Consider the following 24,600-nt stretch of genomic DNA (forward strand, 5'->3'; position numbering starts at 1 on the left):
TGCCATCCGCCTCACGCTGCGAGGCCAGCCAATCGCCGTGCCGGCCTGAACGGCAGCACGACCTCGTGAGCAATTACATGGAGACAGAGGCGAGAACACTCAGTATCACACTATTGCGGACGGTATCAGTGCTGGTCGGAGATGGACATTGTCGAGACAGTCTGAATGCGTAAATGATGCGCGGTATGCAGAAAAACCAAGATGACGCGAGCCAAACCACCAAGGGTGAGCCCGCCACCGGGTAGAATAGAAAGGTGACGGCCGTCACAGCGACGAGATAGCCGCTGAGGGCTCGTCCTACATTTTGCTCCGCTGCGAAAACTTGCTGTCCCAGAAGCGTTTCAAGGGGACCGTCAGGATCTTTGCGTGGGAGCTGAAGCGATAGCTGGGCCAAAGCGGATCCTGACTTTTTCATGTGTGAGCGCACCGTACCTTCGCGACCATGGTTTGCCTTGCCATGGTTAACGGTAAATTATGAAATCCTGAATCGCATGAGGAATTGTGTAATGGAGCGACCAGTTGCCGATCAACTCGTTTGTCGGAGGGAGGCTGCTTGAGAGCACCTACCAGACAAAAATGGTGAGTCGACCTGAGCCGCACCCTGCTTCTAGGCCGCCAAAAGCGTGATCGCAAAAACACCCTCGTCGGCCAACCTGACATCGACAGGGCTATCGCGACAGCCGGAAGGATCGGCCGTGGCTATGATCCGAACCCCTCCCTAAGACTGGAGCAGTTCCGACGAAACTGCCCACCACTACGCTTGCTTCGGTTGACGATAACGTCACGCAACCTTGAGCTGATTCGCTTTCCCCAGGCGCACCTTGATATCGCTCGCCGGCATGGGCTTCGCCATGAAGTAGCCCTGTCCCTCATCGCAGCCAAAAGCGACGAGAAGGTCATATACCTCCTGGGTTTCGATCCCCTCGGCGACGACGCGGTAACCGAGGTCTCGGGCCATAGCGACCATGCTGCGCACCAGCTTGGCGCTCCTTTCAGAGGTGGCGAGATCGGTGACGAACGAGCGATCGACCTTCAGCACCGAGACGGGCAGGTGCTGGATGTAGGAAGCGTTGCTGTAGCCCGTGCCGAAGTCGTCGATGGCGATGGCGATCCCGGCCTCGTGCAGCACTTCGAGTTGTGAGGTGAGGCTGGCCTGATCGCGGGCCGTCGCGCTTTCGGTGAATTCAAGCTCGAGGTGACGAGTGTCGAGGTGCGCTTCACGCACGGCCCGGAGCAGCCGTTCCGCGAAGTCGCTCTCATCAAGGTTGCGAGCTGAAACGTTGACAGAGACGCAGAGATCAAGTCCGGATCGAGTCCAGGCGAGCGTCTGCCTGATCGCAGCGGCGAAGACCCATTCGGTCATGGGACGCACAAGGGCAGTCTGCTCGACGAGCGGGACGAACTCGCCCGGTGGCACGTTGCCGAGCGTCGGATGGCACCAGCGTAAAAGGGCCTCGACGCCCAAAACTCGTCCCGTGGCGAGCTCGATTCGGGGCTGGTATACGAGTTGGAGTTGGTCATCGGCGGCGAGAGCCGCGCTGAAGTCGTTGACCAGGGCGAAGCTGCGCGCCATGCGCTGGTCGTGCACCGGGTCGTAGCTGGCGATCCGGCCATCGGCCTCGCGGGCATCGTCGCCGGCGTTTAGCAGACGTCGCAGCACGTCCTCGGCAGCTGCTTCGCCCGTCACGAAGTCATAGCAGCCCACGACGAGATCGAAGTTGACCGGAACGCCCCCACATGGGATGGGCTCGGCCAGGGTCAGCATGACCTGTCTGGCGATGGTCGTCGCTCGCGGGGTCTCGACATCCCCCAGAACTACGCAGCGCATCTGCCCCACATGGTAGAGACGAGCACTGTTGCCCACTCCGCGCTGGATAGCTTGCATGGCCCGCTTCGCCACCGTGTCGGCGTGGCTCGTGCCGAGCACCCGCGTTGCGTGAGCGATCGCCGATGCCGTCATGATCTCGACGAGGACGGCAGCAGCGTTCCGCCTCGGATGCTGAGTGGCCTGCTGCTCGAGATCTTCGAACAGCTGGTGCTGGTTGGGATAGCCGGTAGTCGCATCGACGCGGCCGATCATGTTCTGGATCTCGATCTGCGCCATCACCATGCCGGCGAGGTCCTGCAGGGTTCTCCGCTCGTCGGCCCCGATCTGGCGTGGCTTGTCGTCGATGACGGTCATGGCCCCGAGCCCGAAGCCGGCACGGGTGACAAGGGGAGCGCCGGCATAGAACCGGATGCCGGCTTTGGCGAGCGGGCTGGTGCGGAATCGCTCGTCTTCCAGCAGGTCTGGGACGACGAAGACACCCGAGCCCTGAATGGCGTAGGAGCAGGGTGCCTGCTCGCGGGGGATCTCCTGAAGATCGACCCCGACCCTGGATTTGAACCACTGGCGATCGTGGTCGGTCAGCGAGATGGCGGACACGGGCGCACCCAGGAGACGGCTCGCCATGCGGGTGAGGCGGTCGAAGCTCTCGCTCGGGGAGGTGTCCAGGATCTTGAGGTCACGGAGCGCGTTGAGGCGAGCCGCCTCGTTCTGGTTGATGAACTGCTCTGTCGTCACTGCGTCACCTGTCGTGCGTGGCTGAGTGCTGCCAGCGCTCTACGACGCCGACGCTTAATGGTCGGACAAGTCAGGGCTGCGTCACGATGCGTCACACGAAATGCGGTTAAGACCGCCTCAGTGCAATCATCCTTTTTTCCTTGAAGCAGCATTCTGAAGTTGAATTTCAAAGAAGGATTTTCGATGTAGCCGCAAATAATGAGGTATTTTGGACCAAACTGTTCGTTAACGAACTATGTTTAGAGCGTGATCACGTTTCGAACGACGCTTAGGCGTGTTGTGATTTGTATGATGTCTCCATCCTACGACGGATTGAATTATCATATGATGGCGTTTCATGGATGACGACATGATCGGCAAGTTTCTATCCTCAGCTGCGAATGCCAAGGGTATCATCGCGGCGTTGAGCCGATCGGTGGCCATTATCGAGTTCGAGCCAAGTGGAAAGATCATCACGGCTAATGAAAACTTCTGCCGTGCGATGGGCTACGAGGTTTCTGAGATACGGGGCCAACACCACCAGATCTTCGTCGATTCAGCTTATGCGAAAAGTACGGACTACCGCGACTTCTGGGACCAGCTAGGGCGGGGTCAGCCTGACGCGCGAGAATACAAGCGTCTCGGCAAAGGCGGGAGGTCGGTTTGGATCCAGGCTTCCTACAACCCCGTCTGCAACGCCCGGGGCGCCGTGGTCAAGGTGATCAAGGTCGCGACTGACATCACCGCCGAGAAGCTCAAGGCGGCGGAAGCCAAGGCCAAGCTCGACGCGATCGAGCGCGTCCAGGCCGTCATCGAGTTCACCGTCGATGGCGAAGTCATCACCGCCAACGAGAACTTCCTCAACACCTTGGGCTACGGCCTTGATGAGATTCAGGGACGGCACCACCGCCACTTCGTCGACCCGGTCGAGGCGTCGTCTACAGACTATGGTGCGTTCTGGGACAAGCTCCGCGGTGGCCAGTTCGTCGCTGGTGAGTTCAAGCGCTTCGGCAAGGGCGGGAAAGAGATCTGGATCCAGGCTTCCTACAATCCGGTCTATGACGCGAACGGACGCGTGATCAAAGTCGTCAAGTTCGCCACCGACGTCAGTGGTAGGGTGCAGGCCGTGACGGTGCTCGCCGGCGGGTTGTCGCGGCTCGCCAACGGCGATCTCGGCCACAGGATCGAAGACATCGTCGCCCCGGCCTTTGAGTCTCTGAGGGCGGATTTCAATGCGGCGGTCGACCGCATGCGCGAGAACCTGCTCGAGGTCAGCGCCCGCTCGGAGGCGATCCGGTCCGGCACGCAGGAGATTTCCACGGCCTCCGACGACCTGTCGCGCCGCACCGAACAGCAGGCGGCGTCGCTGGAGGAGACCGCCGCGGCCCTCGACGAGATCACCGCGACGGTCCGCAAAACCGCGGTAGGCTCCAAGCACACCCGCACCGTGGTAGGCGCCGCCAGGGGGAGCGCAGAAGCTTCCGGGCAGGTTGTGCGTCAAGCTGTTGAGGCCATGCAGGGCATTAAAACGTCCTCGCGCGAGATCGGCCACATCATCGGCGCCATCGACGAGATCGCCTTTCAGACCAACCTCCTCGCCTTGAACGCCGGCGTCGAGGCGGCGCGGGCCGGCGAGGCGGGCCGGGGCTTCGCGGTCGTGGCGTCGGAAGTGCGGGCTCTGGCGCAACGCTCGGCCGATGCCGCCAAGGAGATCAAGGGGCTGGTGTCGAAGTCCGGCCGCCAGGTCGAGCAGGGCGTCACCCTGGTGGGACAAGCCGGAGAGGCGCTCACGCATATTGCCGCTCAGGTGTCCGAAATGGACATCATCGTGGGCGAGATCGCGTCCTCGGCACAGGAACAGGCGACGGCGCTCGACGAGGTCAATGCGGCGGTCAACCAGATGGATCAGGTCACGCAGCAGAACGCCGCCATGGTGGAGCAGGCCACCGCGGCGACTCAGTCGCTGATGGTCGAAACATCGGAGCTGGCCCAACTCGTCGGCCGGTTCCGCTTCGACGGAGCGGTTGCTCAGAAGGCAGCTGTCGGCGTCGTCGTCCCGATCGCCCGTGAGCGTGTCGTCCCCAGGGCCGTGCCGGCCGCACGTCCCGTGGTCCGTGGAAGAGCTCTACGCAAGCCGGCCCCGATAGCGGCCGCGCAGAATGACTGGGAGGAGTTCTGATCCGAGCTATCGTAACCAATCCTCCATGCAGGCGCTCCAAGATGGGGCTCGTCATCCCACGGTCTGAGGAAAGCACGGTGTCCGTGGCAGCGCATGATTTCTGAGTGGGGTTTTCTGCCGTGAAGTCTCTCCTGGGCAGGCGAACGATTGGCGGGAAAGTGGCGCTGGCCTTCATGATGACGGGTCTGGTGACCGCACTCGTCGCGCTCGGCAGTGTGTGGGAAACCAGACGCTCGGGCGAGATTGCCCTGAAGGCCTACACGGAGACTGTGACGGCGATCTCCTTCGCTCGCGCGGTGGCGAGTGACTTCGGCGGTATGCGGGTCGAAGCTGAACACGGTCTGCATGCCGCCCCCGCCGTCCAAGAGCGTACGGCCAAGCTTGTGGACGCCCTTCACGCCTCGTTCTTGCGCGACCTCGGCACTGCGTCGGCGAGTTCCGACAATCAGGAGGTCGCCGCTACGGCGGGCGAACTTCGCATCGTTGAAGCCGCGTGGAACAAAGCCATGCGGGACACCCGAACCGGGGTCGACGCTTCCGAAGCCATGGAAAAAACGGCGCACGAAGTCGAGAAGGGGATCGATACCCTGTCGTATCTCGTGGCGAGGAAGGCCAGCGTCAACCGTGACGACGCCCTCGCGATGGTCCAGTCCGGCATGACCTTCGCCATTTCCTCCTCTGCGGCCGCCCTCGTCGTCTGTGCCGTAACATCCCTGCTGATCGGCAGGAGCCTGACCGGGCCGCTGAAAACCAACGTCCTTTTCGCCAGAAAGGTGGCCGGCGGCGTCCATGACGCTGAGCCACCTCGTCCCTCGAACGATGAGTTCGGCGACCTCACTCGGTCGGTGACGACGATGCGCGACAAGCTCGTTGCTGCCCTCCGGTACCAGCAGGATCTCGGTAAGCTTTCTCAGGAACGGATCGGATTAGCGCTCGAGGGAGCTGCCGAAGGCGTTCTCGTCGTGGCAGGCGATGGTGTGGTGCAAGTCGCCAACGGGTCGTTGTTGGGACTCCTCGGTGTGGCGCCCGGAAGTTTCACAGTCGGATCGACGCTGCCTCTTCTCGAAGCGGCGGTCCAAGCTGCCGGCGGGGCTGGATTGACGGTCCTCTCTGACGCTTCAGCCGAGGGCGAGGACGACTTCGAGCGTCAACTGGACGCCGGAAGGTGTGTGCGGGTTAGCCGGCGACGCACCGCCGAGGGATCGCTGGTTGCCGTCCTGGCCGATGTGTCGGAGGAGAGACGTCAGCGGGACGCGCTCGCGGCGGCCAAGCATGACCTCGACGGAGCTCTGGCCAGCATGTCCCAAGGCCTCGCCGTGTTCGGACCGGACGGCGCGCTTCGCTTGTCCAACGAACGTTTTCGCGCACTCACAGGCACGATCGGATCTGACCTCGCGCCGACGACCCTGCATGGTGACCTGGCGATGATTGCGGCGCGCTTCCGCGGCGCGGACGAGCGAGGGGCGGCGCGCTTCGCCGCTATCGAAGCGGCTTGGGCGCGGAAGCGGGGCGCGACCAAGCGGATCGTGGCCGGTGAGGGGTTCGCCATGTCGGTTGCGCAGGTGCGCATGCCGGATGACGGCTTTCTCATCACGATCGAGGACGTGACGCAGCAGAAGGTGGCGGAAGATCGTGTGCGGTTCCTGGCGGACCACGACGGCTTGACCGGTCTTCCGAACCGCCAGGTGATGAGAGCCAAACTGGATGAGGCCTTGACTGCCGCTCGGCGCGGCCGAGGGTTCGCCTATCACGCGTTGGACCTCGATCGTTTCAAGACCATCAACGACACCATGGGGCATGCTGCCGGCGATGACTTGCTGATTCAGGTCGCCAAGCGCTTGCGGTCATGCGTGGAGATCGGTGATATGATTGCTCGGCTCGGAGGCGACGAGTTCGCCATTCTGCAGCTCTGTGCGGAGCCCGACAACGAGGCGGTCGTTTCCCTGGCCACGCGTGTGATCGCGACGCTTGAAGCGCCTTATGTCGTGATGGGTCGGGAGGTGACCGTCGGCGCTAGCATCGGTATCGCCTGCATTCCTGTGAACGGATCGACCGCACACGAGATCGCGACGGCCGCGGATCAGGCGTTGTACAAGTCTAAGGAGGATGGACGAGGAAGGCACACGTTCTTCGTGCAGGAGATCGATGAACGGGTCCGAAGACGTCGCGATATCGAAACCGAGCTACGGTCAGCGCTCGCATTGAGGCAAATCGAGCTGCACTACCAACCCCTACTCGACGCCGCGTCGATGAGGATCGGTGGCTTTGAGGCGCTGATGCGCTGGCGACACCCTCGTCTCGGCATGGTGTCGCCAGCGGAGTTCATTCCCATCGCGGAAGAGAGCGGCATTATCAGGGATCTGGGGGCATGGGCGATGCGGGAAGCTTGCCGAGAGGCCGCGGCCTGGACGGACGAGGCCTACGTGGCCGTCAATGTGTCGGCGGTTCAGCTGTCCGACCCGCAATTCCGATCCCTGGTCGTCGAGGCTTTGGCGAAGGCCGGGCTGCCGTCCAAACGCCTCGAGTTGGAGATCACAGAAAGCAGCCTTGTCGAGGAGGCCTCCAAGACGACGTCCATCATGCGCGACATCGGGGCTACGGGCGTAGGATTCGCGCTCGACGACTTCGGTACAGGCTGGTCGTCGCTGTCGATGCTCCATGCGTTTCCCTTCACGCGCATCAAAGTCGACAGATCTTTTGTGAATGACCTCGACGCGGGCCGCGGGGCCGAGCAGATCGTCAGGGCGGTGATGCTCCTCGCGAAGGCGTTTTCGATGAAGGTGACGGCTGAAGGGGTCGAGACGCGACGCCAGCTCGCCTTTCTCGAAGAAGTAGGGGTGGACGTGATCCAGGGATGGTTGGTCGGGCGTCCCGTGACGGCCCGCGAGGTTCCTGCGATCCTCGCGCTTCACAACAAAGCCTTGGCAGCCGTGGCGTGAAGAGTTCGCGATGCGCTTGCTTCACGCTCTAGCCGGCGCTCCCGCCTTATCGGTGTTGCTGGCTGCGAGTGTAACGGCCTGGGGCGGCCGTGGTCCGGCCGTCGATACTGAGGCTGTGATGGTGGGGATGGACGTTAGTCATGCGAGGTCATCGCTGATGAGGACGGCGCCAGTTGGGACACCGGTCGACGTCGCCTTCTCTCGGCTGCGTGAGCGCGGCTTGTCGTGCTCGATCTCGGAGCCACCACTTGCCAACCTCACGTGGCGTGTCATCGAATGTTCGACGGTCCCCTCGCCCGTGGGAGCAACGTTGCAGATCGACGTAGCAGGGCGGAATGGCATTGTAGCAGACATTGGGGCAGAAGATCCATCATGTATGTCTCGCGCCGATTCCACCGAGCCCAATCCCGGAATTGTCGACTGCGATATATCCAGCACACGACTCCTTGCTCTCGAAGCACGGCGGAGAGCGAAATCCACCGCTTACCTTGCCGACGCGCTGAATTCCTTTTCGGTCGCGTCGAAACGTGAGCAGATTACTGCAGAGCGGAAGCCGCCTCTGGATCCAGTGCGGGGGCTCCCCAAGCAGGAACTCTTGTCCTCTTCGAAGCTGAGGAGCCCTACATCGGTAAAGGAGCGCCTTCCGCTTCGATCAAACGACAAGCACATTCGATGAGTGTCCTGTTTGATCTGTGCGCATTCGACAGTCAGTCGGCACCTCGATTACACCAACCAACGCATGAAACTTCGATCATTCACTAGGGGGTTCCGTAGCTTCAGCGCTGCTCTTTCCAAAATATCTCTAAATATATTGCAAAATATCGAGGACTGATGCTTAGCTGATGCTTCTGGTTGTTGCCCCAATAAATAAATACTCCTCCTATTACGCGCCGAGTATTCGTTTCGACTTTGGCTTCTTCAAGTCTTATTGCGGAGGGCGTAGGCGCAGGTATTCGGCAGCCTGAAGGGGAGTTTCCATCGATTCGTGCCGCGGTGATACTCGGAAGTGTTGTTCGCCTCTGATCGAGCGGCGGACATCGCCCGCAGCACCTGCTCGGGCAAGAGCGAGGAGGCCGATCTCCGAACGCAACTTGCCGAAGCGCCCGTCGATCGATGCCAGGACCTCGTTCACGGAAGTCCGGATCGTTCGCAGGGGATGATTCGAGCGGACCAGCTGCTCAAGGTCCACGTAGGAAAGCAGCGACCCGCTTCGGCTGTCCTGTCCGCACACCCGACATTCCTTCGTTGACCAGGGCCGAGGGAAGCACGAACTGGCCAACCCTCGAGACGTTTTTTAGGTGGCCCGCTGGCGCTGATCGTCTTCGAAACTTCGTCGTGTGGCTGGTCTTTTGCTTTCCTCTGGTGAAATTTTTTACGAAAAATTTACCACTTTCGTTCAGTTTTCATTAAGAGCTGAGAGGGGGAATCATGGGCACGATTGAGGTTGCATCTGCGCGGTCGAACAACCAAACGGATGTGTTGGATCTTGCGGAATACTCCAACGTGGAGGGGTTCATGCATAAAATCTTCTACAAAGACAAGTCGAGCGATCCGCGCTTGGCAAGCACATTTGCAACACTTTTGGAAATCGACGAAACGACTAATCTCATCGAATCGGCATCGCAAGCAATAGGCGCTTTGTCGTCTAGATGCGAAATCCTCGAAGCTGAGTTAATTCAGGAGAAATCCGATCGTTCAGAGCAGGAGTCGCATATCGAAGGGTTGAGAAAAATGGTTCTCGAATTCAGAGCAAAACATTCGGCGATGGAGGCTGACACCAAAGCATTGACGCATCGCTGTCAGGCCGCTGAAGGGCGTGTAGCTGAACTGGAGCAGTCGCAGAAAGTCGCAACCCTACGAGCAACTAAGGCCGAAAATTTGTCTAACAAACTTCAGCAGCAGGTCGAGGCAGCCTTTGGGCGCGGCTCCCCTATACGCTCGGTCATGGAGTCGGTAAAGCTACAGCAGGCGGCAGAGTAGTACAATAGCGCCACCATCATGAGCTCTGGTGGTTAAACGAATCGAACTTGACATAATGGGAGTTGCTCATGTTGTCTCGACAGCCTTCTCTAGAGCGACGCGACGAACATTCGTCTGATGCCACGATGTATGATCGCAGTACCAAGGCGCCTTTGCCGCACGAAAACCGGAATCTATTTGTACTTAACGGCGCACGATCTACTCCGATAGTTGGAGAGCTACCGAAAGCTACTCCTACTATAAGTACGTCGCAGGATTCACACGAAAGTAGTCAGAGTTCGATAATCAAGCATGAGCAGAACAAAGCATTTCGCCTCCTTGAAGATGTAAAAAGCTTCATTCCTCTCGTCCTTCGTGAAAATGAGCTTCTCAAACAGAATCTCATTGTCCTTAAGGCGCAGGCCGAAGGCCAAATCGAAGCTGCTGAGGCGAGAACGCAGGAATGGAAATATGCAGCTGACGCTTTGAAAGGACAGATCGACATATTGGAGTCGACAGTTTTGGATTTGCGGGTCAAGCTTCAAAGGGCAGAGTCCATTCTGATCGTGGAAAAGGAGCTTTCGTCAAAAGCTGGACAGGAAGCGGCTGAAGCCGAGTGTCTTGCGAAGCTGTTCGAAGACACTGTCATTCAGTCGTTTGGAATCGGCACTATGTTTCAAGACGCTCTAGCGAGGATCGAAGCGACCTGAATTTAGGTATATATTTTTAGAGCTGTTGCCTTCAGGTTGAGGCAGTGGGGGTGCGATTACTGACACCGTAGTTCTGTGACAGCTAGATCATTGAAGGGCACCATGGTCCGACATAATCAACCGGATCTCGTATCACATGCAGGTGATCTGGCTTTTGATGCAGGGCCATAGTGCGGGAGCGACGTTCAAGGTGACGGCCCTCGAGACACATTGGATTGAGCAGTTGCTTGAGCGAAAAACGCGTCCGGGCCCGACACTCTGGCCAACGGGAGCCGGCACGAGGGCTTTAAGCATAGCCTTCCGACAGGGGAGGTGGTGAAAGTGGAGCGGATGCGGTTGACCAGCCTAACGTCTGCTTCCTGGCGCGCCGCAACTCGCCTTCAATGTCGTGCTTGGGTCGCTTCCAGCCGGAACCGGTCGGACGGCGAGACAGCGTGGACAGCGGCCCGGCCGCTTCGGAGGCGGCTCATGGCTAAAGCGGACGAGAAAGCCCAAATATGGTCGGGAGAGCCTTATTTTTGAGCCCCGGGTCGCGGCTTCGAACAGGGCCGCGGTGTCAGGTATGAGAGGAAGGCCGAGTACCTCCGTGGTCGCTCACAGGGCTGCAATGGAGATCTGATGCGACGCGTGCCTGCCATCACTCTCGCGATCCTCGCGCTTTCCCCCGTTCGCGCCGTCGCGCAATCCATCAACTACACGGATGCCGAGCAGCTGTTCGGCGAGCCGGTGACCTCGACCGCCACCGGCAAGCCCCAGCGGGTGAGCGACGTGCCCGTCGACATGGACATCGTTACCGCGGAGCAGATCCGCCGCACGGGCGCCGACAACATCCCGGACGTGCTGCGCACTGGCCCCGGCGTGGATGTGCGCCGTTACGGCCAGCTCGACGCAAACCGTCGGCATCCGGGGCTACAACACGGCTCTGAACCCGCGCATCCTCGTCCTGCTCGACTGCCGGCAGGTCTACGAAGACGACTACGGCTACGTGCCCTGGTCGCTGATCCCCGTGGCGATGCGCGACATCCGACAGATCGAGATTATCAAGGGGCCGAGCGCCGCCGTGTACGGTTTCAACGCCGTCTCGGGTGTGATCAACATCGTCACCTTCGACCCACTGCGCGACAAGGTGAACGGGGCCACGGCGGAGGGCGGCAACCAGCGGCGTAGCTACGGCGAGGTTCGGTAACCGCGCAGGTGCCCGGGGTCGCCGGTGTACGGCTGTCCGCGGAGGGCTTCCGGAGCGACGAGTTCGCGGGCGTGCCGTCGAACAGAATCCCACGGCCGGAGCGCGGCTCCGCCGCCGCCGACGCGCGCTTCCAGCTGGCGCCAGGCGTCGAGTGGAACCTGTCCGGCTCTGCCGGCAAGGTCCGCAGCAACTACTACGTCGACACTGGCGCCTACGCGCCGCTGGACGACGAGGCCTACAGCCTCCGCAGCCGCGTCGCCGCGGAAACCAGCCTCGGGTTGGTCCAGCTCGACGTCTACCGCAACCAGAACACCATCCTCGAGCAGTTCCTCCTGCCCATCAATTGGCTGGAGCGCGTCACCGTTGTGCAGGCGAGCGACGTGTTCAAGCTCGGCACCGCTCACACCTTCCGGCTCGGGGCGGAATACAGGGAGAACGCCATCACCTCGGCGGGCGCGTTCAGCGGCACGCTGGGCGACCGAATCGCCGCCGCCTCGGCCATGTGGGAATGGCAGCTGGCCCCCCGGCTGACCCTCACCGACGCCGTGCAGGTGGACGCCCTGTTGCTGTTCCACCAGGGGCCGCAGTTCAACGTGCCCGGCATGGGCGCGCTCTAGCGCGGCGTCAGCCTCGTCGAGCCGAGCTTCAACAGCGGCATCGTCTGGAAGGCGACCGAATCCGACACGGTGCGGCTGACGGCCGCTCGCGCCGTCCAGCTCCCGAGCCTCATCGATTTCGGCGCCCGGGCGGACTACGGCGCGGCCATCGTGGTCGGCAACCCCGGCCTCCTTCCCTCCGCTGTCACCAACTTCGAGGTCGACTACGACAGGAATCTTGCAGCCCTGCCGGCGATCCTGCGCTTGGCGCTGTTCGCGCAGAGCCAGGTCAATTCAATCGGCTCCCCCTTCGGCTTCGGGCTGCGCCTGCTGCCGTCGGGGCAGGCCGTCCTTGCGGCATAGAACTTCGGCGGCAGCCGGGAACTGAGCGGCGAGGTCGCCCTACACGGCACGACGGGCTTCGGGCTGCGGTGGAACGCCGGCTAAGCCCTCGCGGCTGCGGGGCGTGGTGCGTGACGACGACCGTTGGCCCGTCGTGCGGCCGGGCCAACTCCGTCTCCAGCCAAGTGCAGGACGCGTGGTGGCGCGCCAGCAGGTCGGTCGGCCTGACATAGTGGTGGCGCCCGCTGCGCCGGCGACGGATGCGCCGATAGTCGAGCATGCCGCGCCCGACGACGCGGGCCGGGTCCATCGTCGTCAGCCGTGCGGTCAGCCTGAGGTCGGACCAGAGCGTGGCGCCCAGGAAGCGCACGCCTCCGATGACGGCGTCGTCGTCCTCTAGAAGCGTGATGCCGTGGCGCGCCGCCAGCTCGCGGCCGCGCAGCATCTGGACGTCGAGCGTGTAGCGGTCGACGGCGTCGGGACCGCACCAGGCGTCGTGGTTGCCGGCGACGTAGACCACCGGCACGCTCGGCAGGCGCACGTGCAGCCAGTCGAGGGCTGCGGTCAGCGGCGAGGACAGGTCGCCTGAGACGACCACGGCGTCGAACGAGGCCGGGGCGCGCGGGAGCGGGTCGGGGGCGTTCCCCCTCGCATCGAGATGGAGGTCGGAGAAGGTCCAGAGACGCATGACGGAAGCCTAGGCGTACGTCCGCCCGCGATGGCCGGGTCGGAGCGATGACACGGAAAGTCGGCGGCCACGTCGGGAACGAGGGCCAGCCGGTATGGACGCATACGGCTACAAGCCGCGTCAGGCAGCGTCCTTCTCCACCTCGTTTCGCGCGAACGTCGTCATGGCATCGTGAGAGATGTCCGCAGCGCGTTCCGAATCAAGCATACTTCGGACGGGCAATGGGTCTAGGGTTAATAGCCTTGGACATCACGACTATATCAGGACAACCCGGACGATGTGGCCCACGGGGGCCCCGACACGTCCAGTCGGAAAGGTTGGGGTCGCATGCCGGTGCGGGTGTTCATATCTTATTCCCACAAGGACGCCGCCTTCAGGCATAAGCTTGAGGTCCATCTCGCCGTGCTCAAGCGTGACGGCATCATCGAGACCTTTTTCGACGGCGACATCGACCCGGGGCAAGGCCTCAATGACTCAATCAAGCGCGAACTGCGCGATGCCGAGGTCTTCGTCGCCCTTGCCAGCCCAGAGTACCTCCATTCGAGCTACTGCTTTGTGAAGGAATATCAGTACGCCCTACGCCGGGCCGCTCGGAAGACCATGCACGTCGTCGTCGCCGTCATCCGGCCCTGCGGCTGGAAGCACACCCGCATGGGGCACTACAAGGCGTTGCCCGAAGACGGCAAGGAGGTGACGACATGGGGGAACCGTGACTCGGCGTTCGAGGACATCGTCAACGGCGTACGGCGAGTCGTGAAGCTGGCCGAGGCCAGTCAGCGCGAGCGCGTGTCGTCTGCGGCGAAGGCGCGAACGGCATCGAAAGCCTTGCCCACAAGGGTAGGTGCCGCCAAGGTGGTCAAGCCGGTTAGTCCGCCGAAGGCGAAGAAGCCCGACCTGAAACCTGCGGCGAAGGCTGTCCCAAAGAAGAGGGCTCAACCGACTGGCGCCAAGGTCACGAGGAGCCCAGCTACGGCATCAAGGGACATCCGTAGACGGAAGTCCCCCGCCTGAACGTTGCCCATCCAGACCCCGAGGACCAGTGGTTCGACCGGAAAGTTGACTGGCGATCAACGACGCGGTCGGCATTGCTCCTGTTCATGGGATCGTCTGTTCAACCGTCAGGCTCATGGGAGTGCCTCACAGCGCGGGAGGCTTCGATGGACCCCATGGCACGCACCTACGGGAAATCGACTACAGCGAGTTCGAGGAGTTCCGCGACGATATTACGGCTGCGGAGTTCCTCGAAGTCGACGCGCGGCTGAACGCGCGCTGGGTTCCGTCGAACGACAACTGGAGCGCTGACGCCGTCGATCCTGCTAATTGGGGCGTCATTCGCGACCACTGGTCAGGAGACCTCCGGGAATGGTGCGGCCAGGTCGACGAGTTCCATCCCGTGCGCCTCAGGCTGGTTTCAAAGGAATAGTCGGGGCCTGCACTTTGCGCTTGCCGCCCTGACCTGACCGAGTTCAAGGGTGGCACCCGGGAGCGCTTGTAACAGCGACCCTGCAGCAGGTGCGGACGTGGTCCAACTTCGGGGCGCCTTACTCCGATGAGCGGAACCGAACCCATTGCGAAGCTGGGCGCCCTCGGTAGCCACCCGGCCACACACGGGGGTATGTAGATCGGCGAGGTGTTGGTAGGCGGATGTACCATGGCGACGAAGGGTGAGCGCGCCGTGCTGCGCGGCGGCGGGGTCATGGGGGACCGCATCCGCGCCTTCGATTGGACGACGACGCCCCTGGGACCGGTGCAGTCCTGGCCATCGCCGTTGCGGACGCTGGTCAGGGTCTCGCTGGCCGCGAAGCAGCCCATGCTGGTCGTCTGGGGGCCGGACCTGACGATGCTGTACAACGACAGCTACGTCGAGCTGCTCGGCAGCAAGCACCCCGACGCGCTCGGGGCCCCGTTCATGCGGGTCTGGGGGGAGATCCGTGAGGACCTTCAGCCCTTGGTGGACCAGGTGCTCGCCGGCGAGCCGGTCCACATGGACGACATCTCGCTCATGGTGGACCGCGAGGGCCGGAGTCCGGAGGCGCACTTCGCCTTCTCCTACACCCCGGTCTACGACGACGACGGCGAGGTCCGCGGCTTCTTCTGCCCGTGCGCCGAGACGACCGAACAGGTGCTGGCCGAACGCCGCCAGGGGTTCCGCCTGGCGCTGGAGGAAGGCTTGCGGAGCCTGGACGACCCCGAGGCTATCGTCGGCGCCGCCGTGGACGCCCTGGGGAGGCATCTCGGGGTCAACCGCGTCGGCTACGGCGAGGTGCAGCCGGACGGGACCAGCGTGGTCCTGGCGACCGGGTACACCGATGGTGTGGCCCCTGTCGCCGGGACGTTCCCGCTACGCGACTTCGGCAAGGCCTCGGTGTCCCGCCAACGCGGGGGCGACACCAGTCATTGCGACGACGTGCTGGCCGACCCCGCCTTCGACGCCGTGCCCTGGACGGCCATCGACACCCGCGCCTTCGTGTCCGTGCCCATGCTGCGCGACGGCGACCTGGCGGCGAGCCTGTTCGTCAACCAGCGCGAGCCTCGACGCTGGACTGCCGACGACGTGGCGTTGATCGAGGGCGTCGCCGCGCGGGTGTGGGACGCCGTCGAGCGGGCTCGCGCCGAGCGAGCCCTGCGCGACAGCGAGGCCCACCTCACCGGCATCTTCCAGCAGACAGGCGCGGGCTTCGCGGAGCTGGACGCAGACGGGCGGTTCCTGTCCGTCAACCACCGCTTCTGCGCCATGGCGGGGCGCCGGCCCGAGGAGCTGCTGCGCTTGCGCATGCGCGATATCACCTTCCCGGACGACCGCGCAGTGAGCGAGGCGGCCCTCCGGCAGGCCGCCGCCGCGGGCGAGCCGGCAACGGTGGAGAAACGCCTGCTCAGGCCGGACGACACGACGCTGTGGGTTGCCAACACCAAGAGCGCCATCCCGGCGGTGGCGGGGCGGCGCACAGTGCTCGTCGTTGCCATCGACATCGAGGAGCGCAAGGCGGCCGAGCGCGAGCTGGGCGATGCGAAGGTCGCGGCTGAGGAGGCGAACGTCGCAAAATCAACCTTCATCGCCAACATGAGCCACGAGTTGCGCACGCCGTTGTCCGCCATCATCGGCTACAGCGAGATGATGCTGGAGGAGGTCGAGGACGGCGCCGATGCGGCCGACCTCGCCGGCGACATGCGCAAGATCGAGGGCAACGCCCGCCACCTGCTCGGCCTCATCAACGACGTGCTTGACCTCAGCAAGGTCGAGAGCGGCAAGATGGAAGTCTACGCCGAGGAGTTCGACGTGGTGACCGCCGTGCGGGAGGTGGCCGACACCGTGCAGACCCTGGTCGGCAAGAAGGGCAACAGCCTCCGCCTCGACCTCGCGCCGGACCTCGGCACCATGCATTCCGACCTCACCAAGGTCCGGCAGGTGCTCCTCAACCTTCTGGGCAACGCCGCCAAGTTCACCGAGCGCGGGACCATAACCTTGGCGGCGTGGCGCGAGGTCGGGGAAGCGGAGCCCCGCGTCTGCCTGCGCGTGTCCGACACGGGCATCGGCATGACGCCGGAGCAGTTGGAGAAGCTTTTCCAGCGCTTCCAGCAGGCCGACAGCTCGACGACGCGCAGGTTCGGCGGCACGGGTCTCGGCCTGTCGCTGACCAAGGCGTTCGCCGACATGCTGAACGGAACAGTGTCGGTCGAGAGCACTGAGGGTAAGGGCACCAGCTTCACCGTTCGGCTGCCCTCGACTCTCGTTGACGCCGGTACGGACGATGCCGTCCTGCCCGGTGACGAGGCTTCGGATGGCGCCGAGGCCAGCGACGCGAGCCTGGATCTCGTCCTGGTGATTGACGACGACCCCGACCAGCGCGCCCTCATGACGCGGTTCCTTAAGCGGGAGGGCTTCCGAGTCCAGGTCGCACCGGACGGGCGCAAGGGACTCGAAATGGCGCGTTCGCTTCATCCCCGGGCCATCCTGCTCGACGTGATGATGCCCGGCATCGACGGGTGGTCGGTGCTGGGCATGCTCAAGGCGGACGCCGACATGGCCGACATCCCGGTGGTGATGGTGACCTCGGTCGAGCAGCGCGGCCTGGCCGCGGCGCTGGGCGCCACCGGCTACGTGCAGAAACCGGTTCGCTGGGACCACTTCAAGGCCATCATGGACCGCTTCCGCCCGCCCGAGGAGACGGTGCTCGTGGTCGACGACGACGCCGACACGCGGCAGCGCCTGCGCGCGTTCCTGGAAAAGGACGGCTGGGGCGTGATCGAGGCGGAGAACGGGCGGGAGGGCCTCGACAGGGTGGAGGCGGGCCGGCCAGGGGTGATCCTGCTCGACCTGACCATGCCGGTGATGGACGGGTTCACCTTCCTGCAGCACCTGCGGGGCCGCCCCGACTGCGTCGACCTCCCGGTGGTGGTGCTCACGGCGTTGGACCTGACGCGAGAGGACCGGCGCCGGCTAGCCGGTGCCAACCAGATCCTGCACAAGGGCGACGACAGCCTCCGCGCCATAGCCGAACGCCTGCACCGCCTTGTCGCGCAGGGATAGACTCCTCGCATTGCCGGCGCGAGGGGGTACCCGACCGCTCCCTCGATACCCGATGTAGAGCGTCGCACGGGACTCCAATATCGCTATCCTGTCTGGGCCCCCAAGCCGATACCGGCGACGCCCTTGTCGTCCACGTCCAGCACGCGCCAGACTGCACCGGTGTCGGCCACCTTCTGCCGTAGCCGCCGTTTGCCGCCCCTGGATGGTGGCCACGGCACCTGTGACGCTATGATAGATCCTGTCTGCGTTAGGTCTCGGTTTCGTGGACGTCCCGAAGGACATCGCACAGCCGAAACGGTCATCCCGAGCAGCGACACCGGAAGAACACTCGATGACGAGGCACGGCGCGGACACATTGCACGACGAGGATACGAACGGGCGCCTTGTTGGATGGCATCGGGTTTCCTCGCTGGCCATCTCCTCGATAATCCCGGTGGCGTGCGCACTGCTCGTCGTCGCGGTGCTGGCTGGCAGCTGGAACTATGTCGCAGGTCAAGACTCGCAGGCGGACGCCAGGCGCCAACGCAGCTTCATCGTCCGCAGCGACCACCTCGTGTCGGCCATGAAAGACCTGGAGATCGGCGAGCGGGGGTACGTCCTGACCGGCCGCGAAGAGTATCTCCGGCCCTACGAGGACGCGCTACCGCAGATCGACATGGACCTCGACGGGCTGGCCGCCCTCGGCATGCGGAGGACCAATGGAGCCGCCGCGGCGCTGGCCCCTCTCCGGGGTTTGGTGACGAGCGAGCGGGCGTTCTTCCAGCGCGTCGTGGACGTCCGGCGTGACCAGGGTACCGATGCGGCCATCGCTCTGGTCGGCACCGGGGAGGGACGGCGCCTGATGGAGGCCATCCTCGCGGCGAAGCGTGACGCCGACGTCCGTGCCAACGCGGAGACGGCGCGCATCGAGGACGCCGACCGCTGGCGCTCGCGCATCCTGGGCGTGCTATCGCTCGCCTGCGCCACGGCGGCCGTCGCCCTGCTGACGCGGCTGGCGCTCGTCCGTCGTCGCGACAGCCAGCGCAGCCGCGAGACGCTGGACGACGTGCTCGGCAACGCGCCGGTGGGGCTCGGCTTTCTCGGCAGGGACCTCACGGTCCGGCACATGAACGCGGCCCTGTCGCGGATGGCGGCCGGCGGCGTGCTGGCGGGCGTCGGTGACCCACTCTGGGCCAGGCATCCTGCGCTTGAGACCCGGATCCGTCCCCACGTCGACGCCGCGCTTCGGACGGGGACCGTCAGCACGGACATCGAGGTTGCCGTTCCCGACGCCGCGGCAGCGGGCGGCACGCGGTACCTAAATCTCGGCTTCTACCCGCTGAAGGGATCCGAGGACACCGGCGGGGGCGTCGGCGTAGCGGTGTCGGACGTCACGGCGGCCAAACTATCGGAGGAGCGAGTCCGCAGCGGCGAGGCGACCCTCAGGGCGGTGCTCGACACCCTGCCGGTCGGCGTCCTCATCGCTGAGGCCCCGTCAGGTCGCGTCATCGATCACAACGTCCGTGCCGAAGCCATCCTCGGACACGGCGTCATGCCGGCACGGCCCGGGGAGGACGTCGAACGTTGGGTCGCCTTCCACGAGGACGGTCGGCAGGTGGCACCCGGCGATTGGCCCTTGGCCAGGGTCGTCCGCGGCGACGAGGCGTTCGCTGAGACCGAGGTGGACTACGTTCGCGGGGATGGGCGACGCGCATGGATCGACTTTTCGTGCGCGCCAATGCAGGGGCGCGACGGGGCACTTGTGGGCGCCGTCGTGGTTATGTCTGACATCGACGTCCGCAAGCGGTCCGAGCAGGCCCTGGCGGCGGCCCGCGACGCGGCCGAGGGGGCGAGCCGGGCCAAGAGCACCTTCCTGGCCAACATGAGCCACGAGCTGCGCACACCGCTGTCGGCCATCATCGGCTATTCCGAGATGCTGCAGGAGGAGATCCAGGACGGGGCCGAGGCGTCGGAGCTGACCACCGACGTGGGCCGGATCGAGGGCAACGCCCGCCATCTGCTTGGCCTCATCAACGATGTCCTCGACCTCAGCAAGGTCGAGAGCGGCAAGATGGAGGTCTACGTCGAGGAGTTCGCCGTGGAGCCCCTGCTTCGGGACCTTGCGGCGACCGTCGGCAGCGTCGTGGCCAAGAAGGGCAACAGGCTGGAACTCCGCCTGTCGCCCGACCTCGGCACCATGCGGTCGGATCTGACCAAGGTCCGCCAGGTCGTGCTGAACCTCGTCGGCAACGCCGCTAAGTTCACAGAGGGAGGCACCATCACCATCGCGGCCGTGCGTCGTCAGGGACAGGACGGTCTCGACAGGCTCTCGTTCAGTTTAGCGGACACCGGCATCGGCATGACGCCTGAACAGGTGAATAAGCTGTTCCAGCGCTTCACCCAGGCGGACCAGTCGACGACGCGACGCTTCGGCGGGACTGGCCTCGGCCTGTCCATCACCAAGGCCTTCGCCGACATGCTGGGCGGCACGGTCACGGTCGAGAGCGTAGAGGGGCGGGGCAGTACGTTCACCTTCGAGGTCCCCTCCAACCACGCCCCCGTCACCGATGTTCCGTCCGACGCCCTCTCGTCCTCCCCGACGACCTCGACCGACCGGCGCGACCTCGTGCTGGTGATCGATGACGATGCCGACCAGCGCACGCTCCTGTCCCGTTTTCTGGAACGCGAGGGCTTCGCCGTGCAGGCCGCCGGCGACGGACACAGCGGGCTGGATGCGGTGCGCTCCCTGCGGCCCCGGGCTATCCTGCTCGACGTCATGCTTCCCGGAATCGACGGTTGGTCGGTCCTCAGCGAGCTGAAGTCGGACCCGGAACTCGCAGCCATCCCGGTGGTGATGGTATCCTCGGTAGACGACAAGGGCCTGGCAGCGTCGCTGGGCGCCGCTGACTACATGCTGAAACCCGTCCGACGGGACCGGCTGACCCAAGTCATGGCGGGTTTCAGAAGCTCAGAAGGGGGTGTGCTGATCGTCGAGGACGATGCCAACCTACGCCTCCATGTTCGTTCCCTCCTTGAGGATGAGGGCTGGACCGTTGCGGATGCCGGGAACGGGCGCGAGGCGCTTGAACAAGTGGCCCTGCGCAGACCCGAAGTCGTCCTGCTGGACCTCCAGATGCCGGTGATGGACGGTTTCGACTTCCTCAAAGAGTTCCGGGCTGTCCCGGGCTGCGCCGACGTGCCCGTGGTAGTGTTGACGGCCAAGGACCTGACCCGCGAGGATCGCGGCATGTTGCGAGGTGCCAGCCAGATCCTCAACAAGGGCGACATAAGCCTACGTGCGATCACCGAGCGACTTACCGGATTGGCGCATCGCGCTTGAAAAGGGCCATATCGGCCACCGGCCGCATGACTTTGGTCCGTCTCACCGATAGGCCATCTTTTGCCGCATGATCGCCCGGATCCAATATCCTCGGGTCACATTCGGGTTCAGACCAAGCCCAGGTCAGGCCACCATGGGGCCGCCCGTCAAGCCGGGGACGCCGGGCATCCTGACGCCGGGGTCGATCATGTCGGACTGGTTCACCGGATTCTCGACCGGCGTTGGCACGTCCGGCACCTCGGGCGGGTTCGGGGTCGTCCCCGGCATCGGGAAGGGCTCGGCCGGCACGGGACCAGTCGGCGTCGGTCCTGGCATGCTCATCGTCGCCTCTCCCCTGCACATCGCGGATGGTCTTACCGCGACAACCGCCGACCGGGCCGATGGGTGCCGACCGGAAGCCGTCTGCATGTCGCAGGCTGGCCTTACGCTCCCCACGGGTGAACTTTGCCTGTCCAAAGCCTCCTCAGATTTCGACCTCGGGCGGCGGCCCCGGCGGGACGTTCTCCGGCACGGGCGCGACGCGCTCGACGACCGGCTGCAAGGGCTGCTCGCCGCCGACCCTGCCGCGGACGAGGTCGTGGATGAACCCGAGCTTCGCGACGACCGCGGGATTGAGCACGAAGGGATAGAGGTCCCCGAGTCCCATGGACCGGTTCAGGCTGTTGAAGGCGAAGGTGAGCGGCAACCACGCCTGCACGAGCGGGACGACGCTGTCGGCCTGCTCGGGGCGGAAGTCCACCGCGACCGCCAGCGCATCGCCTTGGACGACGTCACGCGGGTGGATGGCCACCCCGAACGCCCCGGCGGTGTCCAGCGTGTCCACGATGTGGAGGTAGTGGGCGAACGTCTCGGCGAAGTCTTCCCAAGGATGCATGGTGGCGTAGGCGCTGACGAAGTGGTCTCGCCAGCCTGCGGGCGGCCCCTGACGGTAGTGTCGCTTCAGCGCGTCCTTGTAGCTCGCGCGTTCGTCGCCGAACGTCGCCCGGCACGGTTCCAGGGCCGGTGTGCCCCGGACCAGGCGGTCCCAGTAATAGTGGGCGACCTCATGCCGGAAGTGGCCGAGCAGGGTGCGGTAGGGCTCTCGCAGGGCCTTGCGGCGGCGCTCCCGTTCGGCGTCGTCGGCTTCGGCGATGGCGATGGTGATCCGCCCCTTGTTGTGCCCGGTCATCACCTTGGGCCCGGTCGCCGGATCCGACCTGAACTCGAAGACGAGGCCCCGCTCGGGGTCCTCCTCGCGCGACACGATGGGCAGCTTCAGCTCGATAAGGGTGTGGAACAGCCGACGCTTGGCCGCTTCCATCAGCCGCCAAAGGTCGAGGTTGCCCGGCTTCGACAGGTTGGGGATCGTGTTGTTGTGGCGGCACGCGAGGCAGAGGCCGTCACCCTCCCCCGGCGAGAGCAGCCAGTTGCAGGCGTCGTGCTGCGCGTTGCCGCAGATGGCGAAGGTGCGAGTGGTATCCCCGACAACATGCCAGGTCTGCGTCGCCCCTGTCTCGACCGGCACGACGGCATGCAGGTCGCGGTCCTCGGGGACGTACCCCAGCCTATGCCCGCAGCCCTCGCAGTGCATGTTCTCGAAGTGGAGCGTCTGGTCGCAGACCTGGCAATCGAAGAGCTTCATGGCGGGGAGAGATCCAAACTCGGCTCCCATGCCGGGCAAGATGCGTTCCCGTCCAGGGACGGGCACGGACGTAGGGCGACGGCCACTCACCTGACCGTCCCAGGCCCCGAAACAAAGAGGCCGCCTGCCTCGCGGCAAGCGGCCCAAGTCTAGGGAGGAAACGCCCAAGAAGGGCATACGCCCGTAGGCGCAGTCCAGACCTATGGTGCGTCGCAGCGGGACGCCACCCCACCGGTTGCATGGCTCCATCCCGCCAGCGGCCAACATGATGGGCATGGATCCGGCCCCGTGGTCGGGCACGAATGGGCCCCATGGGCGTTCGCTCCCGGAACGACGGGTTGATCCCGGTAATGGGCGTACGCTTGATGGACGACGAGATCGAACGCCTCCGGAACCGCGAAGCGGAACTGACCGCGGAGGTCGGACGGCTCAGGGAGGCGCTGGTGCAGGCCGCCTCGGAGCCGGTACGAGCCGGTCGGGAAAGGGACAGGGTGTGGGACCTGTCACCCGTGCTGAAGGTCATCGCCACCACGGACGGCACCATCACCGCCGTGAACCCGCGCTGGACGCGGTGTCTCGGCTGGTCGGCGCTGGATTCGGTCGGGCGCAACCTCGTCTCGTTCGTGGCTGAGGACGACCTGCCGGGAGCAAGGGAAGCCTTCGAGGTGCTCGCTCGGGAGGGCTATGTCGCCGACCACCAGATCAGCTTCGGCACGAGGAACGGCGACCACCGCCGCATCGCCTGGACCAAGGTCATTGAGGACGGGTCCATCTACGCCTTCGGACGGGACGTCACCGACCAGGTGCGAGCCGAGGAAGCCCTGCGCCAGTCGCAGAAGCTGGAGGTCGTGGGCCAGCTCACCGGAGGTGTCGCCCACGACTTCAACAATCTGCTCACCGTCCTCCGGTCGTCCGTCGACCTGCTGCGCCGGCCCAACCTCGCCGAGGAGCGCCGGCGCCGATACCTCGACGCCATCTCCGACACGGTGGACCGCGCCGCCAGGTTGACCAGCCAACTCCTGTCGTTCGCCCGGCGGCAGGCGCTCAAGCCGGAGGTGTTCGACGCCAGGGAGCGAGTCGGGTCCATCGCCGAGATGCTGGACAGCGTGACCGGCGCGCGGGTCCGGGTCGTCGTCGACCTCGGCGAGGAGCCTTGCCACGTCCACGCCGACGCTAGCCAGTTCGAGACCGCGGTGGTCAACATAACCGTCAACGCCCGCGACGCCATGGGCGGCGAAGGCACGCTGACCTTGCGGGTGCACGACGGCGGCCCACTGCCGCCCATCCGCGGCCACGCGGGCAGCAAGGCCCCCTTCGTGGCCGTGTCGCTGACCGACACGGGCGCGGGCATCGCGCCCGACCGTCTACCGCACATCTTCGAGCCGTTCTTCACCACGAAGGGCGTGGGCAAGGGCACGGGTCTCGGGCTCAGCCAGGTGTTCGGCTTCGCCAAGCAATCCGGAGGCGACATCGACGTCGAGAGCGGACCCGGGCGCGGCACCACCTTCACGCTCTACCTGCCCCATGTCGTCCCGAATGGGACCGGGGCGGAAGCGAGGTCGTCCAGGCGCAAGGCGGTTCCCGGCGGGGGCGGGCGTCGCGTGCTTGTCGTCGAGGACAACGTCGAGATCGGACGCTTCGCGACGCAGATTCTGGAAGATCTCGGCTATCAGAGCGATTGGGTCGCCAACGCCGACGATGCGCTGGCCAAGCTCACTTCATCCCCCGATTACGACGTCGTGTTCTCGGACGTGGTGATGCCGGGCATGAACGGGGTCGACCTGGCACGCGAGATACGGCGCCGCCATCCCGACCTGCCGGTCGTCCTCACCTCGGGTTACAGCCATGTGCTGGCCGAGGAGGGGCCGCATGGCTTCGACCTGCTGCACAAGCCGTACTCGGCGGGACAACTGTCGGCGGCCCTGCGACGGGCGACCACTTGAGCATATCGGGCCGCACGACGCCCGTGCGGTGGGTTCACCTGCGCGGGG

At 64.4% G+C, this 24,600-nt stretch carries 15 protein-coding genes and 1 pseudogene; 12 read left to right on the forward strand and 4 right to left on the reverse strand.

The window, feature by feature from the left end; genetic code table 11:
• Positions 1–781: 781 nt before the first annotated feature.
• Positions 782–2,563, reverse strand: a complete 1,782-nt coding sequence (locus D3273_RS22940) for a sensor domain-containing phosphodiesterase (protein WP_207210876.1) — start codon at positions 2,561–2,563, stop codon at positions 782–784.
• Positions 2,564–2,900: 337 nt separating this feature from the next.
• Between D3273_RS22940 and D3273_RS22945 the strand changes: the two genes are divergently transcribed.
• The 7 genes from D3273_RS22945 (at position 2,901) to D3273_RS22980 (ending at position 12,474) form a co-directional block, all read left to right on the forward strand.
• Positions 2,901–4,721 (forward strand): methyl-accepting chemotaxis protein, encoded by a 1,821-nt coding sequence (locus D3273_RS22945; RefSeq protein ID WP_281011383.1) that lies wholly within the window; start codon positions 2,901–2,903, stop codon positions 4,719–4,721.
• Between the two features lie 119 nt (positions 4,722–4,840).
• Positions 4,841–7,660, forward strand: coding sequence for an EAL domain-containing protein (locus tag D3273_RS22950; protein WP_129229227.1), 2,820 nt, complete (start codon positions 4,841–4,843; stop codon positions 7,658–7,660).
• Positions 7,661–9,088: 1,428 nt separating this feature from the next.
• Positions 9,089–9,640 (forward strand): hypothetical protein, encoded by a 552-nt coding sequence (locus tag D3273_RS22955; protein WP_129229228.1) that lies wholly within the window; start codon positions 9,089–9,091, stop codon positions 9,638–9,640.
• Positions 9,641–9,708: 68 nt separating this feature from the next.
• Entirely contained in the window at positions 9,709–10,329 is a 621-nt protein-coding gene (locus D3273_RS22960) for a hypothetical protein (protein WP_129229229.1), read from the forward strand.
• Between the two features lie 862 nt (positions 10,330–11,191).
• Positions 11,192–11,515: a TonB-dependent receptor gene (locus D3273_RS22970; protein WP_129229230.1), complete on the forward strand. Its 324-nt coding sequence runs from the start codon at positions 11,192–11,194 to the stop codon at positions 11,513–11,515.
• Positions 11,516–11,586: 71 nt separating this feature from the next.
• On the forward strand, positions 11,587–12,132 hold the full coding sequence (locus D3273_RS22975; protein ID WP_129229231.1) for a TonB-dependent receptor: 546 nt from the start codon (positions 11,587–11,589) through the stop codon (positions 12,130–12,132).
• Between the two features lie 69 nt (positions 12,133–12,201).
• Positions 12,202–12,474, forward strand: a complete 273-nt coding sequence (locus D3273_RS22980) for a hypothetical protein (protein WP_129229232.1) — start codon at positions 12,202–12,204, stop codon at positions 12,472–12,474.
• Here D3273_RS22980 and D3273_RS22985 read toward each other — a convergent pair.
• A complete protein-coding gene (locus D3273_RS22985; protein WP_129229233.1) occupies positions 12,401–13,141 on the reverse strand; it encodes a metallophosphoesterase in 741 nt (246 codons plus the stop codon). The genes D3273_RS22980 and D3273_RS22985 overlap by 74 nt on opposite strands.
• 327 nt (positions 13,142–13,468) lie before the next feature.
• On the opposite strand from D3273_RS22985, the gene D3273_RS22990 reads away from it, so the two are divergent.
• From D3273_RS22990 to D3273_RS23005, 4 genes are all read left to right on the forward strand, one after another.
• The gene (locus tag D3273_RS22990) at positions 13,469–14,152 is read left to right on the forward strand and encodes a toll/interleukin-1 receptor domain-containing protein (protein WP_129229234.1); all 684 of its coding nucleotides are present in this window, start codon (positions 13,469–13,471) and stop codon (positions 14,150–14,152) included.
• Between the two features lie 121 nt (positions 14,153–14,273).
• Positions 14,274–14,564, forward strand: coding sequence for a hypothetical protein (locus D3273_RS22995; RefSeq protein ID WP_129229235.1), 291 nt, complete (start codon positions 14,274–14,276; stop codon positions 14,562–14,564).
• Positions 14,565–14,792: 228 nt separating this feature from the next.
• Positions 14,793–17,669 carry a response regulator gene (locus tag D3273_RS23000; protein WP_129229236.1) on the forward strand — a complete coding sequence of 959 codons (2,877 nt, stop codon included), beginning with the start codon at positions 14,793–14,795 and terminating at the stop codon, positions 17,667–17,669.
• A gap of 331 nt (positions 17,670–18,000) precedes the next feature.
• Complete coding sequence (locus D3273_RS23005) at positions 18,001–20,988, forward strand: response regulator (protein WP_129229237.1); 2,988 nt, start codon at positions 18,001–18,003, stop codon at positions 20,986–20,988.
• Between the two features lie 123 nt (positions 20,989–21,111).
• Here D3273_RS23005 and D3273_RS23010 read toward each other — a convergent pair whose 3' ends face one another.
• A complete protein-coding gene (locus tag D3273_RS23010) occupies positions 21,112–21,309 on the reverse strand; it encodes a hypothetical protein (RefSeq protein ID WP_129229238.1) in 198 nt (65 codons plus the stop codon).
• Positions 21,310–21,451: 142 nt separating this feature from the next.
• Positions 21,452–22,609 (reverse strand): zinc-binding metallopeptidase family protein, encoded by a 1,158-nt coding sequence (locus D3273_RS23015; protein ID WP_129229239.1) that lies wholly within the window; start codon positions 22,607–22,609, stop codon positions 21,452–21,454.
• Positions 22,610–23,064: 455 nt separating this feature from the next.
• Between D3273_RS23015 and D3273_RS23020 the strand changes: the two are divergent.
• A pseudogene (locus D3273_RS23020) lies at positions 23,065–24,552 on the forward strand (hybrid sensor histidine kinase/response regulator); the annotation flags it as partial.
• Positions 24,553–24,600: the final 48 nt, after the last annotated feature.

Origin of the sequence: Lichenibacterium minor (assembly GCF_004137685.1) — a bacterium.
GTDB classification, from domain to species: Bacteria; Pseudomonadota; Alphaproteobacteria; order Rhizobiales; family Beijerinckiaceae; genus Lichenihabitans; species Lichenihabitans minor.